Genomic DNA, 17,760 nt, shown 5'->3' with positions numbered 1-17,760 from the left:
ATCAATCCAATCAGCTGCCCTTGATGGCTTTGCCGTCAACGGTACCGTCTTGCAACATGATGTTGTATTCCTTGCCGTCGGTTTCCACCTGACGCAGGGCTACCAGGATGCCACCCAGGTCCTTGGCGAACCACATCTGGGTGATGCGCTTGCTTTGAGTCGGGTCGCGTACGCGCTCGACCTTGATCGCGTCAATGCTGCCGACCTTGGTCTGGACCTTTTCCGGGCCGATCACGCGGAAGTCGTAGGTGTCGACGTCGGTGCCTTCAACCACGTTGTAGCTCATGCTTTTCTTGCCGGCTGCCACGTCGCGCTGCAAGGCCAACTGGTAGGTCGACTTGTCGAGCATGCCGCTTTGCAGGGGCACATTGACCGGGTCTTTGTTTTCAAAGCCCGTGACTTTCTTGGTCGACGGGTCGAAGTCCAGATTGATCTTCTTGGTCTTGCCCAGGCCGCCGCGTTCGAAGGCATAGCTCTTCGGTTGCAGGGTGTCCTTGTCGAACAGGATCACGCTGGTTTCGGTCAGGCTGGCGATCATCATGGAAGCCTTGAAGTTCAAGGTCCAGGTGCCGTCACCGTTCTTGGTCAGGCTGCGTTCTGCCGAACCACTCATGGGCAACTGTTTCCAGTCGGCGGTGTAGCTGGCGGAGAACGGGTGTAGATCTGCCGCTTGCACGGCAGGCAAGGCGAACAGCGCAAAAGCGAAGAGCAAGGCGCGACGCATAAAATCTCCTAGGTTCGAATCAAGTGGCCGCTGGCCGCAAGTAACTGACCGTCCAATAATGCACCCTGGTCACCAAGAATCAACCGCCCCTCGGCAAACCAGCGCACAGCCAGCGGGTAAATCCTGTGTTCCTGGGTATGCACCCGTTGCGCAAGGGTCTGCGCCGAGTCGTCAGACTCTACCGGAACCACTGCCTGTACGACCAGAGGCCCGCCATCGAGTTCCTCGGTGACGAAGTGCACGCTGCAGCCATGCTCGTTGTCACCGGCATCGAGGGCGCGCTGGTGCGTGTGCATGCCTTTGTATTTGGGTAGCAGGGAAGGGTGGATATTCAGCAGGCGCCCTTCGTAGTGCCGCACGAAACCTGCGCTGAGAATGCGCATGAAACCGGCCAGCACCACGAGTTGGGGGTTGAAGGCGTCGATCAGTTCGACCAGGGCGCTGTCGAAGGCCTCGCGGCCTTCGAAAGCCTTGTGATCCAGCGAGCGGGTTTCGATACCCGCGTCCCTGGCGCGTTGCAGGCCGTAGGCGTCGCTGCGGTTGGAGATCACCGCAGCGATGCGCACCGGGCTGTCGCCGGTGCGCGTGCTGTCGATCAGGGCCTGCAAGTTACTGCCGGTGCCGGAAAGCAGCACCACGACATCACAGGTCCGAGGCATCAGTGAGCCTTGAGGTTCTTCAGTTCAACCTGAGCCGCGCCTTCGGCAGCGGTGGCGATCTGGCCGATGACCCAAGGCTGCTCGCCGGCTTCACGCAATACGTTCAGCGCGGTTTCAACGTGTTCCTGCGCGACGCAGATCACCATGCCCACGCCGCAGTTCAGCACGCGGTGCATTTCGGTTTCATTGACGTTGCCTTTTTCCTGCAGCCAGTCGAATACCGCAGGACGCTGCCAACTGGCCACGTCGACGATCGCCTGGGCGCCTTTTGGCAGTACGCGCGGGATGTTGTCCAGCAGGCCGCCGCCGGTGATGTGGGCCATGGCCTTGACCGCGCCGGTGTCCTTGATCAGCTTGAGCAGTGGCTTGACGTAGATGCGGGTCGGGGCCATCAGCAGGTCGGTCAGCGGCTTGCCGTCGAGCTGGATGTTCTCGATGTCGGCACCGGACACTTCGATGATCTTGCGGATCAGGGAGTAGCCGTTGGAGTGCGGGCCGGAGGATGGCAGGGCGAGCAGGGCGTCGCCGGCAGCCACTTTGGAGCCGTCGATGATCTCGGCTTTTTCCACCACGCCGACGCAGAAGCCGGCCAGGTCGTAGTCTTCGCCTTCGTACATGCCTGGCATTTCAGCGGTTTCGCCGCCGACCAGGGAGCAACCCGACAGTTCGCAGCCGGCGCCGATGCCGGTCACCACCTGGGTGGCGGTCTCGACGTTCAGCTTGCCGGTGGCATAGTAGTCGAGGAAGAACAACGGCTCGGCACCGCATACCACCAGGTCGTTGACGCACATGGCCACCAGGTCGATGCCGATGCTGTCGTGCTTGTTCAGGTTCAGTGCCAGGCGCAGCTTGGTGCCCACACCGTCGGTACCGGAAACCAATACGGGCTGCTTGTAGCCGGCCGGGATCTCGCAGAGGGCGCCAAAACCGCCCAGGCCGCCCATGACTTCGGGGCGCGCAGTGCGCTTGGCAACGCTCTTGATGCGTTCGACCAATGCTTCACCGGCGTCGATGTCTACACCGGCGTCCTTGTAGCTCAGGGAGGGTTGCTTGCTCATGATCCAGGCCTTTAGGGGGGATTCAGGGGTAACGACCGAGCGGGCAGGCGCTTTTGGTAAAAGGCCCAGCCGTTGACGGTCTGCGAAGGCGCGCGATTTTATCAGGCTTGAGGGGCAGCGGCCATCCTCGGGCCGACGGGCAGGGCAGATAGATTTAAAAAAGCCGGTTAAAAAATGCTGATCGGGTCTGTTCAGGCACGTATTAAGGTATAGCCTTTAAACCGCTGTCGTTAATGACATGGCGAAAACTTACCGGGACCCCGTGAATGTTTTAGTTGTCGCTGTGGTCACAGCCTGGCTACACCGATTTCACGCGGTCTGTTCCAGCCGCTAAATTTGTCGTTCGGGAATCTTCCATGCGTCTGTGTAATGTCTTTTTTGTAGGCTGCTTGTCGTTGATCAGCCTGGCGAGTCATGCCGAAACCCTCAATGGCCTGTACCAGGTACTCGAACCCGTCAGCAGCCAATCGCCGCAAGAGCGCGACCAGGCGACCCAGCGTGCGGTGGAGACCCTGGTGATCCGCCTCACCGGCGACGCCAAGGCCGCACAAGGCCCGGGCCTGGCGGCGATTCGCAAGGATCCGCAGCAAATCATCACTCAATACGGTTACGACGCCGGCCCGCCCGAGAGCCTGCAAGTGGACTTCGACCCGGTCAGCACCGATCGCGCCTTGCGTGACGCCGGCCTGTCGATCTGGGGCAGCAATCGGCCCTCGATCCTCGGCTGGTGGCTGAACGACTCCACCGAAGGCAGCAGCCTGGTCGGCGATGGCCAGGCCGCTGCCCAGGCGCTGCGCCGTGCGGCACAGCACCGTGGCTTGCCATTGCGCCTGCCCCTGGGGGACCTGGATGAACAGGTGGTCGCCACCGCGCCGAATCTTGAAAGCGCCGATGCCACGCCATTGCGCGCCGCGTCCGAGCGCTACGGTGCCGACGCCTTGCTGGCCGTGCATGCACGCCAGGAAGGCAATCAATGGCAGGCCAAATGGCGCCTGTGGCTGGGTGACAAGAGCGAGCAGGGCACCGCGCAAGGCGCCGACACGGGCGCGCTGGCCGATGCAGTCATGCTGGCGGTCAGCCAAAAACTGGCGCCGCGCTTTGCGGTCAAGCCCGGTGTGAGTACCGAGCAACTGCTGGAAGTGCAGGGCATGAACCTGGAGCGGTACGCGGCCCTGGGGCACCTGCTTGAGCCGTTTGGCGGCCAGCCGCAATGGGTGGATGGCAATCGTATTGTGTATCGGGTCAACGGCAGCGCCGATCAGTTGCGTACCCAGTTGAGCCTGGCCAGGTTGCAGGAAGTGCCTGTCGGTGAGGCCCCGGCGCAGCAGCCTGCGGTCGATGGCACACAACCGCCAGCGGCACCTGCGCCCCAGGCGCAACTGCATTTTCGTTGGTAAAAGTTCTTCCTATATAGATAGAAGCAAATAATGGAGTGGTTTATGGCGGATACGCGTCGTTGGGTGTGGCTTGGCGGGATCGTCCTGCTGTGCGTTTTTGTGTTCCTGCTGCATTCGATCCTGACGCCGTTCCTGGTTGCGTTGCTGCTCGCCTATCTGTTCGATCCCGTGGTGGATCGCCTGGAAAAAGCCGGTCTGTCGCGGACCTTGGGCGTGGTTGCGGTGTTTGCACTGTTCACGTTGATCATCACCGCGCTGGTGCTGGTGCTGGTACCGATGCTGGCCAAGCAACTGTTTCGTCTCTATGAGCTGGCGCCGCAGATGCTCGACTGGCTGCAGCACACGGCGATGCCGTGGGCCCAGGCCAAGTTGGGCCTGTCGGATGGCTTCTGGAAGTTCGACAAGGTCAAGGCGGCGATCAGCGAGCACATGGGCCAGACCACCGATATTGTGGGGGTGATCCTCAGCCAGGCGACCGCCTCCAGCCTGGCGCTGATCGGCTGGCTGACCAACCTGGTGCTGATTCCGGTGGTGGCGTTCTACCTGCTGCGTGATTGGGACATCATGATGGCCAAGATCCGTAGCCTGCTGCCCCGCAACCGTGAAGAGCGCATCGTGGCCCTGGCCGGCGAGTGCCATGAGGTGCTTGGTGCCTTTGTGCGCGGGCAGCTGCTGGTGATGCTGGCACTGGGGATCATCTACGCGGCGGGCTTGATGGCCATCGGCCTGGAGCTGGGCCTGTTGATCGGCCTGATCGCCGGCCTTGCCGCTATCGTGCCGTATATGGGCTTTGTGATCGGGATCGGCGCGGCGTTGGTGGCTGGCCTGTTCCAGTTTGGCGGCGACCTGTACCCGATGCTGGGGATTGTCGCGGTGTTCATGGTTGGCCAGGCCCTGGAAGGCATGGTGCTCACGCCGTTGCTGGTGGGGGACCGGATTGGCCTGCACCCGGTGGCGGTGATCTTTGCGATCCTGGCGGGCGGCGAGCTGTTCGGCTTTACCGGCATCCTGCTGGCACTGCCGGTGGCGGCGGTGATCATGGTGCTGGTGCGTCATGTGCACGATCTGTACAAGGATTCCGACGCCTATACGGGGGTCGAAGACCCCGACCTGTAACCGCTGCGTCATAAACCCGGCTTCGGCCGGGTTTGTTGTTTATGGGGCTATGGCGTCAAACAATCCGCTTAAAACCGGCAAGTTAACGCAAACCTTTGATTTTGCTTGTGGTCTGCTGCATTGTGCGCCCGGCGTCACGGGTATAAACTTTGCAAACTTTACACAGAGGCCACTAACGGTTCGATGGGAGCCGTTCAGTCAGCATGAAACCGATTCAGCTGCCCTTAGGTGTGCGTCTGCGTGATGACGCTACCTTTATCAATTACTACCCAGGCGCCAATGCCGCTGCACTCGGCTATGTCGAGCGGCTCTGCGAAGCCGACGCCGGGTGGACCGAAAGCCTGATCTATCTGTGGGGTAAACACGGCGTCGGGCGTACCCACCTGTTGCAGGCCGCTTGCCTGCGTTTCGAGCAGATGGGCGAGCCGGCGGTTTACCTGCCCCTGGCCGAGTTGATGGATCGCGGCATCGGGATCTTCGACAACCTTGAGCAATACGAACTGGTGTGCCTGGACGATCTGCAGGCGGTGGCCGGCAAGGCGGATTGGGAAGAGGCGCTGTTCCATCTGTTCAACCGCCTGCGGGACAGCGGACGGCGCTTGTTGATTGCCGCCTCCACCTCGCCACGGGAGTTACCGGTGAAGCTGGCCGACCTCAAGTCGCGCCTGACCCTGGCGCTGATCTTCCAGATGCGCCCACTCTCCGACGAAGACAAACTGCGGGCCCTGCAATTGCGCGCATCCCGTCGCGGCCTGCACCTCACCGATGAGGTCGGGCACTTTATCCTCACCCGTGGCACCCGCAGCATGAGCGCGTTGTTCGATTTGCTCGAGCAGCTCGATCAGGCCTCCCTGCAGGCTCAACGAAAATTGACGATCCCTTTTCTCAAGGAAACGTTGGGCTGGTAACTGCTTGAATCTACGGGGTTCGGCAATTTCCAGGCGCCAGAAATCCTGCGTCTAAGCCACGTTGGCTACGCATGTGAACCGATAAATGGAATTACGGCTTAGATGTCATAGTCCAATCGTGAAGTCACATAGATCACGATTGAATTTGCAAATCGATGTGATAGAAGGCATAGTCTCGACTTCTTTACATACCAGCCACGGTCGTGCCCATGCTAAATCGCTTCGCACCCCTCGTGCCCCTCGCACTCGTTACCCTGTTGTTTGGTTGCGCCTCCCACCCTCAACAGGTGGTTGAGCAGCAAAAACCTCAACAACAGTCCCAGGCAAAATTCGTTGCTGCACAGTCTGCTTCTGTCTATGAAGAAGAGGTGGCAACCGAAAAGGAACTGGCCGATTTCTCCGGCAACAAGCCTTACCAGCTTCCAGTCCTGGCCGACAGCATCCTCGAACGCGGCATGTCCCTGATCGGTACCCGTTACCGTTTCGGCGGTACCTCTGAAGCCGGTTTCGACTGCAGCGGTTTCATCGGCTACCTGTTTCGTGAAGAAGCTGGCATGAACCTGCCACGCTCCACTCGCGAAATGATCAACGTGAAAGCACCGTTGGTCGCGCGCAACAACCTCAAGCCCGGTGATCTGCTTTTCTTCAGTACTGCGGGCCGTGGTCGCGTCAGCCATGCCGGTATCTACCTGGGCGATAACCAGTTTATCCACTCCAGCAGCCGTCGCAGTGGCGGTGTTCGAGTCGACAGCCTGGGTGACAGCTACTGGAGCAAAACCTTCATCGAAGCCAAGCGCGCACTCGCCATGGCCCCGACTACGGTTACCGCCAGTAAGTAAACTTAAAGTGATACTTGAAGTTTGACGTGTAAGCGCTAGAATCCCTGGACATTGTTGTAATCCGTTCGCGCGAGCTTTGCTTGCGCGTTCTGGTTTTCAGCGTTCGGCAGCGATAGCCGCATCCAGACCAGGATTGTTCTGCACATGTCGACCTCAGCCCGCCTGCTCCTTTTCCTCTGCGCCGCGCTTATCAGCGCCTGCGCCAGCCGGCCGCCACCCGCTCCCGTTGCGGTCAAGCCCAAGCCGGTATTCAACTATTCCACCCAGAATTTCTCGCCTGCGGCCGAAGATGTACTCTTTCGTGCACTGGGCCTGGTCGGCACGCCTTACCGTTGGGGCGGCAACACGCCGGACTCGGGTTTCGATTGCAGTGGCCTGATCGGCTTCGTCTTCCGCGATGCCGCCGGCATCTCCCTGCCGCGCACCACCCGCGAGCTGATCGTGATGCGCGCCCAGGATGTCAGCGAGCAGAACCTGCAGACCGGCGACCTGCTGTTCTTCGCCACCGGTGGCGGCTCCCAGGTCAGCCACGCCGGCATCTATGTGGGCGAAGGCCGCTTTGTGCATGCGCCGCAGACCGGCGGTACGGTCAAGCTGGACACCTTGTCCAAGGCGTATTGGCAGAATGCCTATCTGAGCGCCAAGCGTGTGTTGCCAGCAAACCTGGCACGTAATCCCTGAACCAAATGTGGGAGGGGGCTTGCCCCCGATAGCGAAGTATCAGTCACAGTATCTGTGCCTGACCCACTGCTATCGGGAGCAAGTCCCCTCCCACATTGGTTCTGTGTTGCTTCTGGGGGCGTTTATTGAGCCGCCGACACCCGCCACACCTTGTTCCCCACATCATCCGCCACCAGCAAATCCCCCTGCTGATCGATCACCACGCCCACCGGCCGGCCCATGGCGTTCTCATCTTTATCGAGAAACCCGGTCAGCACATCCACCGGCTGCCCTTTAGGTTGGCCTGCCTCGAACGGCACGAAGATCACCTTGTAGCCACTGTGGGGCTTGCGATTCCACGAGCCATGCTGGCCGATGAACGCGCCGTTGCTGAGCGGAGCCGGGAGTTTGCTGCCCTCGGCGAACGTCAGGCCCAAAGACGCGGTGTGCGGCCCTACCGCATAGTCCGGCACGATTGCCTTGGCCACCAGGTCCAGGTTCTGCGGTGTGACGCGCACATCCACATGCTGGCCGTAATAGCTGAAGGGCCAGCCATAGAACCCGCCATCCTTGACCGAGGTGATGTAGTCCGGCACCAGGTCGCTGCCGATCTCGTCGCGCTCGTTTACCGCCGTCCATAGCTTGCCGCTCTGGGGTTCCCAGGCCATGCCGTTAGGGTTGCGCAGGCCGGAAGCGAAAATGCGCTGCTGGCCGCTGGCGCGATCCACTTCCCAGATAGCCGCCCGGCCCTGTTCCGCCTCAAGACCGTTTTCACCGACGTTGCTGTTGGAGCCGACGCTCACGTACAGCTTGCTGCCGTCCTTGCTGGCGATCACGTTCTTGGTCCAGTGATGATTCAGGGGGCCGCCAGGCAGGTCGACCACCTTGGTGCCAGCTGCCTTGATCGCGGTTTCGCCCGCTTGATAGGGGAAGCGCAGCAGCTTGTCCGAATCGGCGACGTACAGGTCATTGCCGACCAGTGTCATACCGAAGGGCGAGTTGAGGTTTTCCAGAAACACCGTACGGGTCTCGGCAACACCATCGTGATCGGCGTCGCGCAGCAGGGTAATGCGATTGGGGCTCGGTACACCGGCACCGGCGCGGCCCATGACCTTCTCCATGACCCAGCCGCGAATGCCCTTGGAGTCATCCGGCTTGGGCGGCGCATTGGTTTCTGCCACCAGCACATCGCCATTGGGCAATACATACAGCCAGCGCGGGTGATCCAGGCCTTCGGCGAACGCCGCCACGTGGGTGCCGGCCGCTGCCGTTGGCTTCACGCCCTCCGGCCAGCCGATAGCCGGGGCAATGTTCACCGTGGGAATCAGGGTTTTGTTCGGCTCCGGTAGCTGCGGCGACGGCCCGGTGCCGTCGGACACCTGCAGGGTGGAGCTTTCACCGCAGGCCGCGAGGGTGCCGGCGAGCATGATGAGCAGGGCGAGTCTGGTTTTATGCATGGTGTTCTCCTTGATACCTGTAAGGGTAGAGGAGGGCGCTGGTGCGATGGTTCAAGTGCAAGGCCAGCTTTAATTGACGCTCCACCCCCAACCCACTAACCTTCGCGGCTTGTTCCAGGTGCTCTGTGACCCATGGGTCGACCGAGTGAAACAGGGAAGCCGGTGAGCGAGCGCACTTGTACACAGTGCTGCCGCGATTCCGGCGCTGCCCCCGCAACGGTAAATGAGTCAAGACGGTGCCTTTTGCCACTGTATCGCCCGCGATATGGGAAGGCGCGCCGTCGGCGTGTTCGCTCTGTCGATGAGCCAGCGCACCACTCATGAGCCCGGAGACCGGCCTGGATCATCCAACAGCATCACGGTGGGCGATGCTTGGCTGTCTGTTTTTTCCTGCCTGCCGTTTTTGTCCAGCCCCAATGGAGAGCTGCCATGACCGATACCCCCGACCGCGACGAACGCCACCTGGCGCGCATGCTGCGCAAAAAAGCCGTGATCGACGAGCGCATCGCCAATTCCCCCAATGAGTGCGGCTTGCTGCTGGTGCTGACCGGCAACGGCAAAGGCAAGAGCAGCTCGGCATTCGGCATGCTTGCGCGCGCCATGGGCCACGGCATGCAGTGCGGTGTGGTGCAGTTCATCAAGGGGCGCAACAGCACCGGTGAGGAGTTGTTCTTCCGCCGCTTCCCCGAGCAAGTGCGTTTCCACGTGATGGGCGAAGGCTTCACCTGGGAGACCCAGGACCGCCAGCGCGATATCGCTGCCGCCGAAGCCGCCTGGGCCGTGTCCCGTGAACTGCTGCAAGACCCCACCATCGGCCTGGTGGTGCTGGATGAGCTGAACATCGCCCTCAAGCATGGTTACCTCGACTTGGACCAGGTCCTCAGCGACCTGCAAGCGCGTCCGCCGATGCAGCACGTGGTCGTCACCGGCCGTGGCGCCAAGCCTGAACTGATCGAAATGGGCGACACCGTCACCGAAATGGGCATGCTCAAGCACGCGTTCCAGGCCGGGATCAAGGCACAGAAGGGCGTCGAACTTTGAATCAGCCCCGTCATTGCCCGGCCGTCCTGATCGCCGCACCGGCGTCCGGCCAGGGCAAAACCACCGTCACCGCCGCGCTGGCCCGTTTGCACCGCAACCTGGGGCGCAGGGTACGCGTGTTCAAATGCGGCCCGGATTTCCTGGACCCGATGATCCACGAGCGCGCCAGCGGTGCGCCGGTGTATCAATTGGACATGTGGATGGTGGGCGAGCAGGAAAGTCGTCGGCTGCTGTGGGAAGCGGCGGGTGAGGCCGACCTGATCCTGATCGAAGGCGTGATGGGCCTGTTCGATGGCACACCGTCCAGCGCCGACCTGGCGCGGCATTTCGGCGTGCCGGTGCTCGGTGTGATCGACGGCACCGCCATGGCCCAGACCTTCGGCGCCCTGGCCCTGGGCCTGGCGCGTTATCAGCCGGACCTGCCGTTTGCCGGGGTACTGGCCAACCGCGTCGGCACCCTGCGCCATGCGCAGTTGCTGGAAGGCAGCCTCACCGAAGGCTTGCGCTGGTATGGCGCCCTGTCCCGCGAAACCGGGATCGAACTGCCCAGCCGCCATTTGGGCCTGGTGCAGGCCAGCGAGCTGAATGACCTCGACGTACGCCTGGACGCCGCCGCCCAGGCCCTGGGCAGCAGCTGCGAAGTCGCATTGCCGCCACCGGTGACCTTCGCCGCGCCGGAAGTGATCGAGGCCGAGCCGTTGCTGGCCGGTGTGCGCATTGCGGTGGCCCGTGACGAAGCCTTCGCCTTCACCTATGGCGCCAGCCTCGACCTGCTGCGGGCGATGGGGGCCGAACTGACGTTTTTCTCGCCGATCCATGATTGCCAACTGCCCGAGGCTGACAGCCTGTACTTGCCCGGCGGTTACCCGGAATTGCACCACCAGGCGCTGTCGCAAAACACGCCGATGCTTGACGCCATTCGTAACCATCATGCCGCCGGAAAACCCTTGCTCGCCGAGTGTGGCGGCATGCTCTACCTGCTGGATTCGCTCACCGATGTCGACGGCACCCGCGCCGAACTGGTCGGCCTGCTGCAAGGCGATGCGGTGATGCAAAAGAAACTCGCGGCCCTGGCCCTGCAAAGCGTCGAATTGCCGGAAGGCGTGCTGCGCGGGCACACGTACCACCATTCCCTGACCAGCACCGAGTGCCAGCCGATTGCCCGTGGCCTGAGCCCGAACGGTGGGCGCGGTGCCGAAGCGGTGTTCCGGCAGGGGCGGATGACGGCCTCTTACGTGCACTTCTATTTCCCGTCGAATCCGACGGCGGTAGCCGCGTTGTTTGCCCCGGACCGAGCTGAAACCCCATCCACTGTGGGAGGGGGCTTGCCCCCGATAGGGCCATGACCGACAACGCTTTCCCCCAGGCCGACCGCGACGCCGTCTACCGCGCCATCGCCGAACGCCGCGACATGCGCCACTTCAGCGGCGGCAGTGTCGCGCCCGAATTGCTGCATCGCCTGCTCCAGGCCGCGCACCAGGCCCCCAGTGTCGGCCTGATGCAGCCTTGGCGGTTTATCCGCATCAGCGACCGCGCATTGCGCAGCCGGATTCAACAGTTGGTGGAAGAAGAACGCGTGCGCACCGCCGAGGCGTTGGGCGAGCGCTCCGATGCGTTCATGAAGCTCAAGGTCGAAGGCATCCACGACTGCGCCGAAGTGCTGGTGGCGGCGTTGATGGATGATCGCGAGCGCCACATCTTCGGGCGGCGCACCTTGCCGGAGATGGACCTGGCGTCGCTGTCCTGTGCGATCCAGAACCTGTGGCTGGCGGCGCGGGTCGAGGGGTTGGGCATGGGCTGGGTCTCGCTGTTCGACCCCCAGGCCCTGGCCGACCTGCTGGGCCTGCCGCCCGGCGCGAAACCCCTGGCGGTCTTGTGCCTGGGGCCGGTGACGGAGTTTTACCCGGCACCGATGTTGCAGCTCGAAGGCTGGACCGAGCCTCGGCCGTTGAGTGACATGGTGTATGAAAACGCGTGGGGAGTGAGTCAATGAGTGTGGCCTTGCTGTGTGTCGCAGCAGTGGCGCTGGATGCGCTGCTGGGCGAGCCCAGGCGCTGGCATCCGCTGGTGGCGTTCGGCAATTTTGCCGGGCGCATCGAGCAGCGTTTCAACAGCGGTGGCCGGGGCTGGCGCAGCCATGGCGTGACCGCATGGGTTATCGCCGTGGTGCCGTTGACCCTGCTGGCCACCGCGTTGTCGTGGGCGCCGTATATCGGCTGGGTCCTGGAGATCCTCGCGTTGTACTGCGCCCTCGGCATGCGCAGCCTCGGCGAGCATGTGATCCCGGTGGCCCAGGCCCTGCGCAGCGATGACCTCGACGCGGCCCGCACACGGGTGAGCTACCTGGTCAGCCGCCAGACCAGTGAACTGGACCGTACCGAAGTCGCCCGTGCCGCCACCGAATCGGTGCTGGAAAACGGCAGCGATGCGGTGTTTGCCGCGCTGTTCTGGTTTGTCGTCGCCGGCGTGCCGGGCGTGGTGCTCTACCGCCTGAGCAATACGCTCGACGCGATGTGGGGCTATCGCAACGAACGCTTCGAGCGTTTCGGTTGGGCCGCGGCCAAGATCGACGATGTACTCAACTATATTCCTGCACGCCTGGTGGCCTTGACCTACGCCGTGCTGGGCAAAACCCGCCTGGCCCTCAAATGCTGGCGCACCCAGGGGCCGACCTGGGACAGCCCCAATGCCGGGCCGGTGATGGCATCCGGCGCTGGCGCGTTGGGCGTTGAGCTGGGTGGCGCCGCGATTTACCACGGCGAGGTGCACCAGCGTCCGCCACTGGGCGAAGGCCCTGCGGCGGATGCCGACTCTATCGACCGCGGCTGGCAACTGGTGCAGCGCGGCGTATGGTTGTGGTTGCTGATTCTCTGCGTGGGGGGGCAATTTTATGCTTGAGCACGGTGGCCGGCTGCGCAAGGCAGCGATTCAGTACGGGATTGCCGAGGCCGATTGGCTCGACCTGTCCAGCGGCCTCGCGCCCTGGCCGTGGCCGATCCCGGAGATTCCGCTGCGGGCCTGGGCGCGCTTGCCGGAATCGGACGACGGCCTGGAACAGGCGGCCAGCGAGTATTACGGCGCCGCGCATGTCCTGCCGGTGCCCGGCTCCCAGGCGGCGATTCAGTTGCTGCCGCGCCTGCGCCGTGCCGGCAAGGTCGGCGTGCTGTCGCCGTGCTACGCCGAACATGCCGAGGCCTGGCGGCGTGCCGGCTACGTGGTGCGTGAAGTGCAGGAGCAGGAAGTCGACTTCTTCCTCGACGTCCTCGACGTGCTGGTGGTGGTCAATCCCAATAACCCCACCGGGCTGAGCCTGGCCCCGCAACGCCTGCTGGATTGGCACACAAGGCTGGCCCAGCGCGGCGGCTGGCTGGTGGTGGACGAAGCGTTCATGGATGTCACCCCGCAGTTGAGCCTGGCGAGCCAGGCCCATCAGGTCGGCCTGATTGTGCTGCGTTCGTTCGGCAAGTTTTTCGGCCTGGCCGGTGTGCGCCTGGGCTTTGTGCTGGCCGAGCGCAGGCTGCTCAAGTTGCTGGCCGAACAGGTCGGGCCCTGGGCCGTCAGCGGGCCGACGCGGGTGCTGGGCCAAGTGTGCCTGCGCGATACCGCCGGCCATGCGCGGCAGCGGGCACGCTGCATCGAGGCCGGCCAGCGTTTGTTTGAACTGCTCGAACGCCGTGGCTTTCAACCCCAGGGCGGCTGCGCGTTGTTCCAATGGCTGATCACCCCGCACGCCGAACGCATGCACGAATTCATGGCCCAGCGCGGCATCTTGCTGCGCCTGTTTGTGCACAACAGCAGCGTACGGTTTGGCCTGCCCGACACCGAGGCCGACTGGCTGCGCCTTGACGAAGCGCTGGCGGCCTACAAGGACGCCTCATGACGACGCTGATGGTGCAAGGCACCACCTCCGATGCCGGCAAAAGTACCCTGGTGACTGCGTTGTGCCGCTGGCTGGTACGCCAGGGCATTGCCGTGGTGCCGTTCAAGCCGCAGAACATGGCGCTCAACAGCGCCGTGACAGCCGAAGGCGGCGAGATCGGCCGCGCCCAGGCGGTGCAGGCCCAGGCGGCCAACCTGGCGCCCCACACCGACATGAACCCGGTGCTGCTCAAGCCCAACAGCGACACCGGCTCCCAGGTGATCATCCATGGCCGCGCCGTGACCAGCATGAACGCGGTGGCCTATCACGACTACAAAGCCATCGCGATGCAGGCGGTGCTGGCCTCCCACGCACGGTTGAGCGAAGCCTACCCGGTGGTGATGGTGGAAGGCGCAGGCTCCCCGGCGGAGATCAACCTGCGCGCCAATGACATCGCCAACATGGGCTTCGCCGAGGCCGTCGACTGCCCGGTGCTGCTGATTGCCGACATCAATCGCGGCGGGGTGTTCGCCCATCTGGTCGGCACCCTGGAACTGCTCTCTCCCAGCGAACAGGCGCGGGTCAAGGGCTTCATCATCAACCGTTTTCGCGGCGACATCGCACTGCTGCAACCGGGCCTGGACTGGTTGGAGGCACGCACCGGCAAACCGGTGGTGGGCGTATTGCCCTACGTGATGGACCTGCACCTGGAAGCCGAGGACGGCATCGACCAACGTCAGATCGACAAGACGGCGCAGGTGCTCAAGGTGGTGGTGCCGGTGTTGCCGCGCATCAGCAACCACACGGATTTCGATCCGCTGCGCCTGCATCCCCAAGTGGATTTGCAGTTCATCGGGCCGGGCCAGCCGATTCCGGCCGCCGACCTGATCATCCTGCCGGGCTCGAAAAGTGTGCGCAGCGACCTCGCGTACCTGCGTGCCCATGGCTGGGACACCGCCGTGGCGCGGCACTTGCGCTACGGCGGCAAGGTGCTGGGGATTTGCGGCGGCTTGCAGATGCTCGGTGAGCAGGTGCACGACCCGTTGGGCCTGGAAGGGCCGGCCGGTTCCAGCGACGGCCTGGGGCTGCTGGCGTTCAGTACCACCCTGGAAGCCGAGAAACAGTTGCGTAATGTACGCGGGCGTTTGTTGCTGGAGGACGCCGAGGTCAGTGGCTATGAGATCCATGCCGGCGTGACATGCGGCGCGGCCCTGGCGAACGCCGCCGTGCTGCTGGAGGACGGTCGCCGTGACGGCGCGCACAGTGCTGATGGGCAGATTCTCGGCACGTATCTGCATGGCGTGTTCGAGACCCCGGCGGCCTGCGGTGCGTTGCTGCGTTGGGCCGGGTTGCAGGATGTGCAGGCGGTGGATTATCACGCCCTGCGCGAGCGCGATATCGAGCGCCTGGCGGATCTGGTGGAGAACCACTTGGATACCGATTTGTTGCGCAAACTGTGTGGGGTTTAAGGGTGTACACACGGTTCAAATGTGGGAGGAGCGGTGCGACGATTCGACTTGCCCCCGATAGCGGTGTATCAGGTGTTGAATTGTTCGGGTATACCGAGTACATATCCATTCCTGCGGTAACGGCCACTTATGGTTCCGCTCTTACAGCGGCTCACTTTTGGAAAGGCCCAAAAGTAAGCAAAAGGCCTTCGCCCCACCACTCGGCACCTCGCTTGGGCTCGGTGTGCCCTCACTCCGGCTTGAATCCGTGGGCCGCCGCAATGGGCCATCCCTGGCCCGGTGCGGCTAACCCGGCGTCCTGCCGGGTTACCCACGGATTCAAGCCTGCGTTCGGCCAGCGTGGTTTACGGGGCGACCTCAGATCAAAAGCCAGATCAAAAACGACTCGCTGCGCATCGTGGATGGGTGGGTGGGTAGGGGGTGTCTCATGCTTCAACTGATTTTAGGCGGCGCCCGTTCCGGTAAAAGCCGCCTGGCCGAAAAGCTCGCCAGCGACAGCGCTTTGCCCGTCATCTATATCGCCACCAGCCAACCGCTTGACGGCGAGATGAATGCCCGCGTTGCCTTGCATCGCGAGCGTCGCCCTGATCACTGGGGTTTGATCGAAGAACCTGTCGAGCTGGCGCGTGTGCTACGCGAAAACGCCGCGCCCGGTCGTTGCCTGCTGGTGGATTGCCTGACCCTGTGGTTGACCAACCTGCTGATGCTCGAAGACGCGCAGCGCCTGGCGTTCGAGCGCGATCAATTGCTGGAAAGCCTGGCCGTGCTGCCGGGTGAAATTATTTTTGTCAGCAACGAGACCGGTCTGGGTGTCGTGCCGCTGGGCGAATTGACTCGCCGCTATGTGGATGAAGCCGGTTGGCTGCATCAAGCCTTGGCCGAGCGATGTCAGCGTGTTGTCCTGACGGTTGCCGGCCTGCCCCTGACGTTGAAAGGTACTGCGTTATGACTGACACCTGGTGGCTCAACCCTTGTAAGGCCATTGACGCCTCGGCGTACGAACAAGCCCTGGCGCGCCAGCAGCAATTGACCAAGCCGGCCGGTTCCCTGGGCCAGCTGGAAGCGCTGGCCGTGCAATTGGCCGGCTTGCAGGGCCAGGTCAAGCCGTCGGTAGATCAGCTGTGGATTGCCATCTTTGCCGGTGACCATGGTGTGGTTGCCGAGGGTGTATCGGCGTTTCCCCAGGAAGTGACCGGGCAGATGCTGCATAACTTTGTCACCGGTGGCGCGGCCATCAGTGTATTGGCGCGGCAACTGGATGCGCAGTTGGAAGTGGTCGACCTCGGTACGGTGACCCCTTCGCTGAACCTGCCCGGCGTCCGTCACCTGAATATCGGCGCGGGCACCGCCAATTTCGTCAAGGGCCCGGCAATGACCGGCGCCCAGGGCCGATTGGCATTGCAGGCGGGTCGCGACAGTGTGCTGCGCGCCCGTGAAAGCGGTGCGCAGTTGTTTGTCGGCGGTGAGATGGGCATTGGCAACACCACCGCCGCCAGTGCGCTGGCCTGCGCCTTGCTCGATTGCCAGGTTGCCGAGCTGACGGGCCCGGGCACCGGATTGAATGCCCAAGGCGTCAGTCACAAGGTGGCGGTGATCGAGCGCGCGCTGGCGCTGCATGCCGCGCAGCGTGGGGATGCGCTGCACACCCTGTGCAATCTCGGCGGCTTTGAAATCGCTGCCCTGGTGGGGGCTTACCTGGCCTGTGCCCAGGAAGGCATCGTGGTGTTGGTGGATGGGTTTATCTGCACCGTCGCGGCGCTGGTCGCCACGCGCTTGAACCCGGCGTGCCGCGACTGGCTGCTGTTCGGCCATCGCGGTGCCGAGCCTGGCCATCGCCATGTCTTGCAGAGCCTCGATGCACAACCGTTGCTGGAACTCGGCCTGCGCCTGGGCGAGGGCAGTGGCGCGGCGTTGGCGGTACCGTTGCTGCGCCTGGCGTGTGCGCTGCACGGGCAGATGGCGACGTTTGCCGAAGCGGCCGTGGCAGATCGTCCGGCATGACTTTGCACCTGGACCTGTTGCGCCATGGCGAAACCGAACTGGGTGGCGGCCTGCGCGGCAGCCTTGACGATGCATTGACCGCCAAGGGCTGGGAACAGATGCGCGCCGCCGTGCTGGCGCAGGGGCCCTGGGATCGGCTGATCAGCTCGCCGCTGCAACGCTGCGCGCGGTTCGCGGAGGAACTGGGCGCGCGGTTGAATGTGCCGGTGAGCCTGGAAAAGGACCTGCAGGAACTGCACTTCGGTGCCTGGGAAGGGCAGAGTGCGGCGGCGCTGATGGAGACCGACGCCGAAGGCCTGGGCCGGTTCTGGGCCGATCCCTATAGCTTCACGCCGCCCCAGGGCGAACCGGTCAGCGCGTTTTCCCAGCGGGTTTTGGGCGCCGTCCTGCAGCTGCATAAGGCGTATGCCGGTGAGCGTGTGCTGTTGATCAGCCACGGTGGGGTGATGCGTTTGCTGTTGGCCCAGGCTCGGGGGCTGCCCCGTGGGCAGTTGCTGAATGTCGAAGTCGCTCATGGTGGGTTGTTCAACCTGCAGGTCGGCGCCGATGGCGTGTTGAAGGAAGGAATCTGA

Annotated in this window: 18 protein-coding genes and 1 riboswitch; of the genes, 14 read left to right on the top strand and 4 right to left on the bottom strand. The window is 63.1% G+C overall.

Annotation, left to right across the window (positions count from 1 at the left end; genetic code table 11):
- Positions 1–10 precede the first annotated feature (10 nt).
- From BLQ09_RS03080 to purM, 3 genes are read right to left on the bottom strand one after another with little or no spacing between them, the layout of a single operon-like run.
- Positions 11–724, bottom strand: coding sequence for a DUF3108 domain-containing protein (locus BLQ09_RS03080; protein ID WP_027603794.1), 714 nt, complete (start codon positions 722–724; stop codon positions 11–13).
- 8 nt (positions 725–732) lie between these two features.
- A complete protein-coding gene (purN, locus tag BLQ09_RS03075; RefSeq protein WP_027603795.1) occupies positions 733–1,383 on the bottom strand; it encodes a phosphoribosylglycinamide formyltransferase in 651 nt (216 codons plus the stop codon).
- A complete protein-coding gene (purM, locus tag BLQ09_RS03070; protein WP_014719398.1) occupies positions 1,383–2,441 on the bottom strand; it encodes a phosphoribosylformylglycinamidine cyclo-ligase in 1,059 nt (352 codons plus the stop codon). The genes purN and purM overlap by 1 nt, the downstream gene beginning before the upstream one ends.
- Before the next feature lie 356 nt (positions 2,442–2,797).
- Between purM and BLQ09_RS03065 the strand changes: the two genes are divergently transcribed.
- From BLQ09_RS03065 to BLQ09_RS03045, 5 genes are all read left to right on the top strand, one after another.
- A complete protein-coding gene (locus tag BLQ09_RS03065; protein WP_092355257.1) occupies positions 2,798–3,838 on the top strand; it encodes a DUF2066 domain-containing protein in 1,041 nt (346 codons plus the stop codon).
- A 42-nt stretch (positions 3,839–3,880) separates the two neighbouring features.
- Positions 3,881–4,954 carry an AI-2E family transporter gene (locus BLQ09_RS03060; RefSeq protein WP_065940599.1) on the top strand — a complete coding sequence of 358 codons (1,074 nt, stop codon included), beginning with the start codon at positions 3,881–3,883 and terminating at the stop codon, positions 4,952–4,954.
- Between the two features lie 203 nt (positions 4,955–5,157).
- The gene (gene hda, locus BLQ09_RS03055; RefSeq protein WP_027603798.1) at positions 5,158–5,862 is read left to right on the top strand and encodes a DnaA regulatory inactivator Hda; all 705 of its coding nucleotides are present in this window, start codon (positions 5,158–5,160) and stop codon (positions 5,860–5,862) included.
- A gap of 209 nt (positions 5,863–6,071) precedes the next feature.
- A complete protein-coding gene (locus BLQ09_RS03050; protein ID WP_027603799.1) occupies positions 6,072–6,701 on the top strand; it encodes a C40 family peptidase in 630 nt (209 codons plus the stop codon).
- Positions 6,702–6,845: 144 nt separating this feature from the next.
- The gene (locus tag BLQ09_RS03045; protein ID WP_092355254.1) at positions 6,846–7,382 is read left to right on the top strand and encodes a C40 family peptidase; all 537 of its coding nucleotides are present in this window, start codon (positions 6,846–6,848) and stop codon (positions 7,380–7,382) included.
- Between the two features lie 122 nt (positions 7,383–7,504).
- On the opposite strand, the gene BLQ09_RS03040 is transcribed toward BLQ09_RS03045, so the two are convergent.
- Entirely contained in the window at positions 7,505–8,818 is a 1,314-nt protein-coding gene (locus BLQ09_RS03040; protein WP_092355252.1) for a PQQ-dependent sugar dehydrogenase, read from the bottom strand.
- 99 nt (positions 8,819–8,917) lie between these two features.
- Positions 8,918–9,175: riboswitch (cobalamin riboswitch) on the top strand.
- A gap of 72 nt (positions 9,176–9,247) precedes the next feature.
- On the opposite strand from BLQ09_RS03040, the gene cobO reads away from it, so the two are divergent.
- The 9 genes from cobO to cobC all read left to right on the top strand — a co-directional run bounded on the left by cobO (position 9,248) and on the right by cobC (position 17,760).
- Positions 9,248–9,859, top strand: coding sequence for a cob(I)yrinic acid a,c-diamide adenosyltransferase (gene cobO / locus BLQ09_RS03035; RefSeq protein WP_027603802.1), 612 nt, complete (start codon positions 9,248–9,250; stop codon positions 9,857–9,859).
- Positions 9,856–11,205 (top strand): cobyrinic acid a,c-diamide synthase CobB, encoded by a 1,350-nt coding sequence (locus tag BLQ09_RS03030; protein ID WP_027603803.1) that lies wholly within the window; start codon positions 9,856–9,858, stop codon positions 11,203–11,205. Before cobO ends, BLQ09_RS03030 begins: the two co-directional genes overlap by 4 nt.
- Positions 11,202–11,852 (top strand): 5,6-dimethylbenzimidazole synthase, encoded by a 651-nt coding sequence (gene bluB / locus BLQ09_RS03025; protein ID WP_092355249.1) that lies wholly within the window; start codon positions 11,202–11,204, stop codon positions 11,850–11,852. Before BLQ09_RS03030 ends, bluB begins: the two co-directional genes overlap by 4 nt.
- Positions 11,849–12,757, top strand: coding sequence for an adenosylcobinamide-phosphate synthase CbiB (gene cbiB, locus BLQ09_RS03020; RefSeq protein WP_092355246.1), 909 nt, complete (start codon positions 11,849–11,851; stop codon positions 12,755–12,757). The genes bluB and cbiB overlap by 4 nt, the downstream gene beginning before the upstream one ends.
- Positions 12,750–13,739: a threonine-phosphate decarboxylase CobD gene (gene cobD / locus BLQ09_RS03015; protein WP_092355243.1), complete on the top strand. Its 990-nt coding sequence runs from the start codon at positions 12,750–12,752 to the stop codon at positions 13,737–13,739. The genes cbiB and cobD overlap by 8 nt, the downstream gene beginning before the upstream one ends.
- Positions 13,736–15,187: a cobyric acid synthase gene (locus BLQ09_RS03010; RefSeq protein ID WP_092355240.1), complete on the top strand. Its 1,452-nt coding sequence runs from the start codon at positions 13,736–13,738 to the stop codon at positions 15,185–15,187. Before cobD ends, BLQ09_RS03010 begins: the two co-directional genes overlap by 4 nt.
- Before the next feature lie 427 nt (positions 15,188–15,614).
- The gene (gene cobU, locus BLQ09_RS03000) at positions 15,615–16,136 is read left to right on the top strand and encodes a bifunctional adenosylcobinamide kinase/adenosylcobinamide-phosphate guanylyltransferase (protein WP_092355238.1); all 522 of its coding nucleotides are present in this window, start codon (positions 15,615–15,617) and stop codon (positions 16,134–16,136) included.
- Positions 16,133–17,188: a nicotinate-nucleotide--dimethylbenzimidazole phosphoribosyltransferase gene (cobT, locus tag BLQ09_RS02995; protein ID WP_092355235.1), complete on the top strand. Its 1,056-nt coding sequence runs from the start codon at positions 16,133–16,135 to the stop codon at positions 17,186–17,188. The genes cobU and cobT overlap by 4 nt, the downstream gene beginning before the upstream one ends.
- A complete protein-coding gene (gene cobC / locus BLQ09_RS02990; protein ID WP_092355232.1) occupies positions 17,185–17,760 on the top strand; it encodes an alpha-ribazole phosphatase family protein in 576 nt (191 codons plus the stop codon). The genes cobT and cobC overlap by 4 nt, the downstream gene beginning before the upstream one ends.

The organism is Pseudomonas sp. NFACC25 (genome assembly GCF_900100935.1).
Classification (GTDB): Bacteria; Pseudomonadota; Gammaproteobacteria; order Pseudomonadales; family Pseudomonadaceae; genus Aquipseudomonas; species Aquipseudomonas marginalis.
The sequence above is the reverse complement of the archived record's forward strand: the minus strand, read 5'-3'. Positions and strand labels throughout refer to the sequence as shown.

Excerpts from the sequence above, each read along its gene's own strand:
- BLQ09_RS03050 (WP_027603799.1), top strand. The coding sequence starts at position 6,072 with ATGCTAAATCGCTTCGCACCCCTCGTGCCCCTCGCACTCGTTACCCTG.
- bluB (WP_092355249.1), top strand. The coding sequence starts at position 11,202 with ATGACCGACAACGCTTTCCCCCAGGCCGACCGCGACGCCGTCTACCGC.
- BLQ09_RS03060 (WP_065940599.1), top strand. The coding sequence starts at position 3,881 with ATGGCGGATACGCGTCGTTGGGTGTGGCTTGGCGGGATCGTCCTGCTG.
- cobD (WP_092355243.1), top strand. The coding sequence starts at position 12,750 with ATGCTTGAGCACGGTGGCCGGCTGCGCAAGGCAGCGATTCAGTACGGG.
- purM (WP_014719398.1), bottom strand. The coding sequence starts at position 2,441 with ATGAGCAAGCAACCCTCCCTGAGCTACAAGGACGCCGGTGTAGACATC.
- BLQ09_RS03045 (WP_092355254.1), top strand. The coding sequence starts at position 6,846 with ATGTCGACCTCAGCCCGCCTGCTCCTTTTCCTCTGCGCCGCGCTTATC.
- cbiB (WP_092355246.1), top strand. The coding sequence starts at position 11,849 with ATGAGTGTGGCCTTGCTGTGTGTCGCAGCAGTGGCGCTGGATGCGCTG.
- BLQ09_RS03080 (WP_027603794.1), bottom strand. The coding sequence starts at position 724 with ATGCGTCGCGCCTTGCTCTTCGCTTTTGCGCTGTTCGCCTTGCCTGCC.
- cobU (WP_092355238.1), top strand. The coding sequence starts at position 15,615 with ATGCTTCAACTGATTTTAGGCGGCGCCCGTTCCGGTAAAAGCCGCCTG.
- cobT (WP_092355235.1), top strand. The coding sequence starts at position 16,133 with ATGACTGACACCTGGTGGCTCAACCCTTGTAAGGCCATTGACGCCTCG.
- cobO (WP_027603802.1), top strand. The coding sequence starts at position 9,248 with ATGACCGATACCCCCGACCGCGACGAACGCCACCTGGCGCGCATGCTG.
- hda (WP_027603798.1), top strand. The coding sequence starts at position 5,158 with ATGAAACCGATTCAGCTGCCCTTAGGTGTGCGTCTGCGTGATGACGCT.
- BLQ09_RS03065 (WP_092355257.1), top strand. The coding sequence starts at position 2,798 with ATGCGTCTGTGTAATGTCTTTTTTGTAGGCTGCTTGTCGTTGATCAGC.
- BLQ09_RS03040 (WP_092355252.1), bottom strand. The coding sequence starts at position 8,818 with ATGCATAAAACCAGACTCGCCCTGCTCATCATGCTCGCCGGCACCCTC.
- BLQ09_RS03010 (WP_092355240.1), top strand. The coding sequence starts at position 13,736 with ATGACGACGCTGATGGTGCAAGGCACCACCTCCGATGCCGGCAAAAGT.
- purN (WP_027603795.1), bottom strand. The coding sequence starts at position 1,383 with ATGCCTCGGACCTGTGATGTCGTGGTGCTGCTTTCCGGCACCGGCAGT.
- cobC (WP_092355232.1), top strand. The coding sequence starts at position 17,185 with ATGACTTTGCACCTGGACCTGTTGCGCCATGGCGAAACCGAACTGGGT.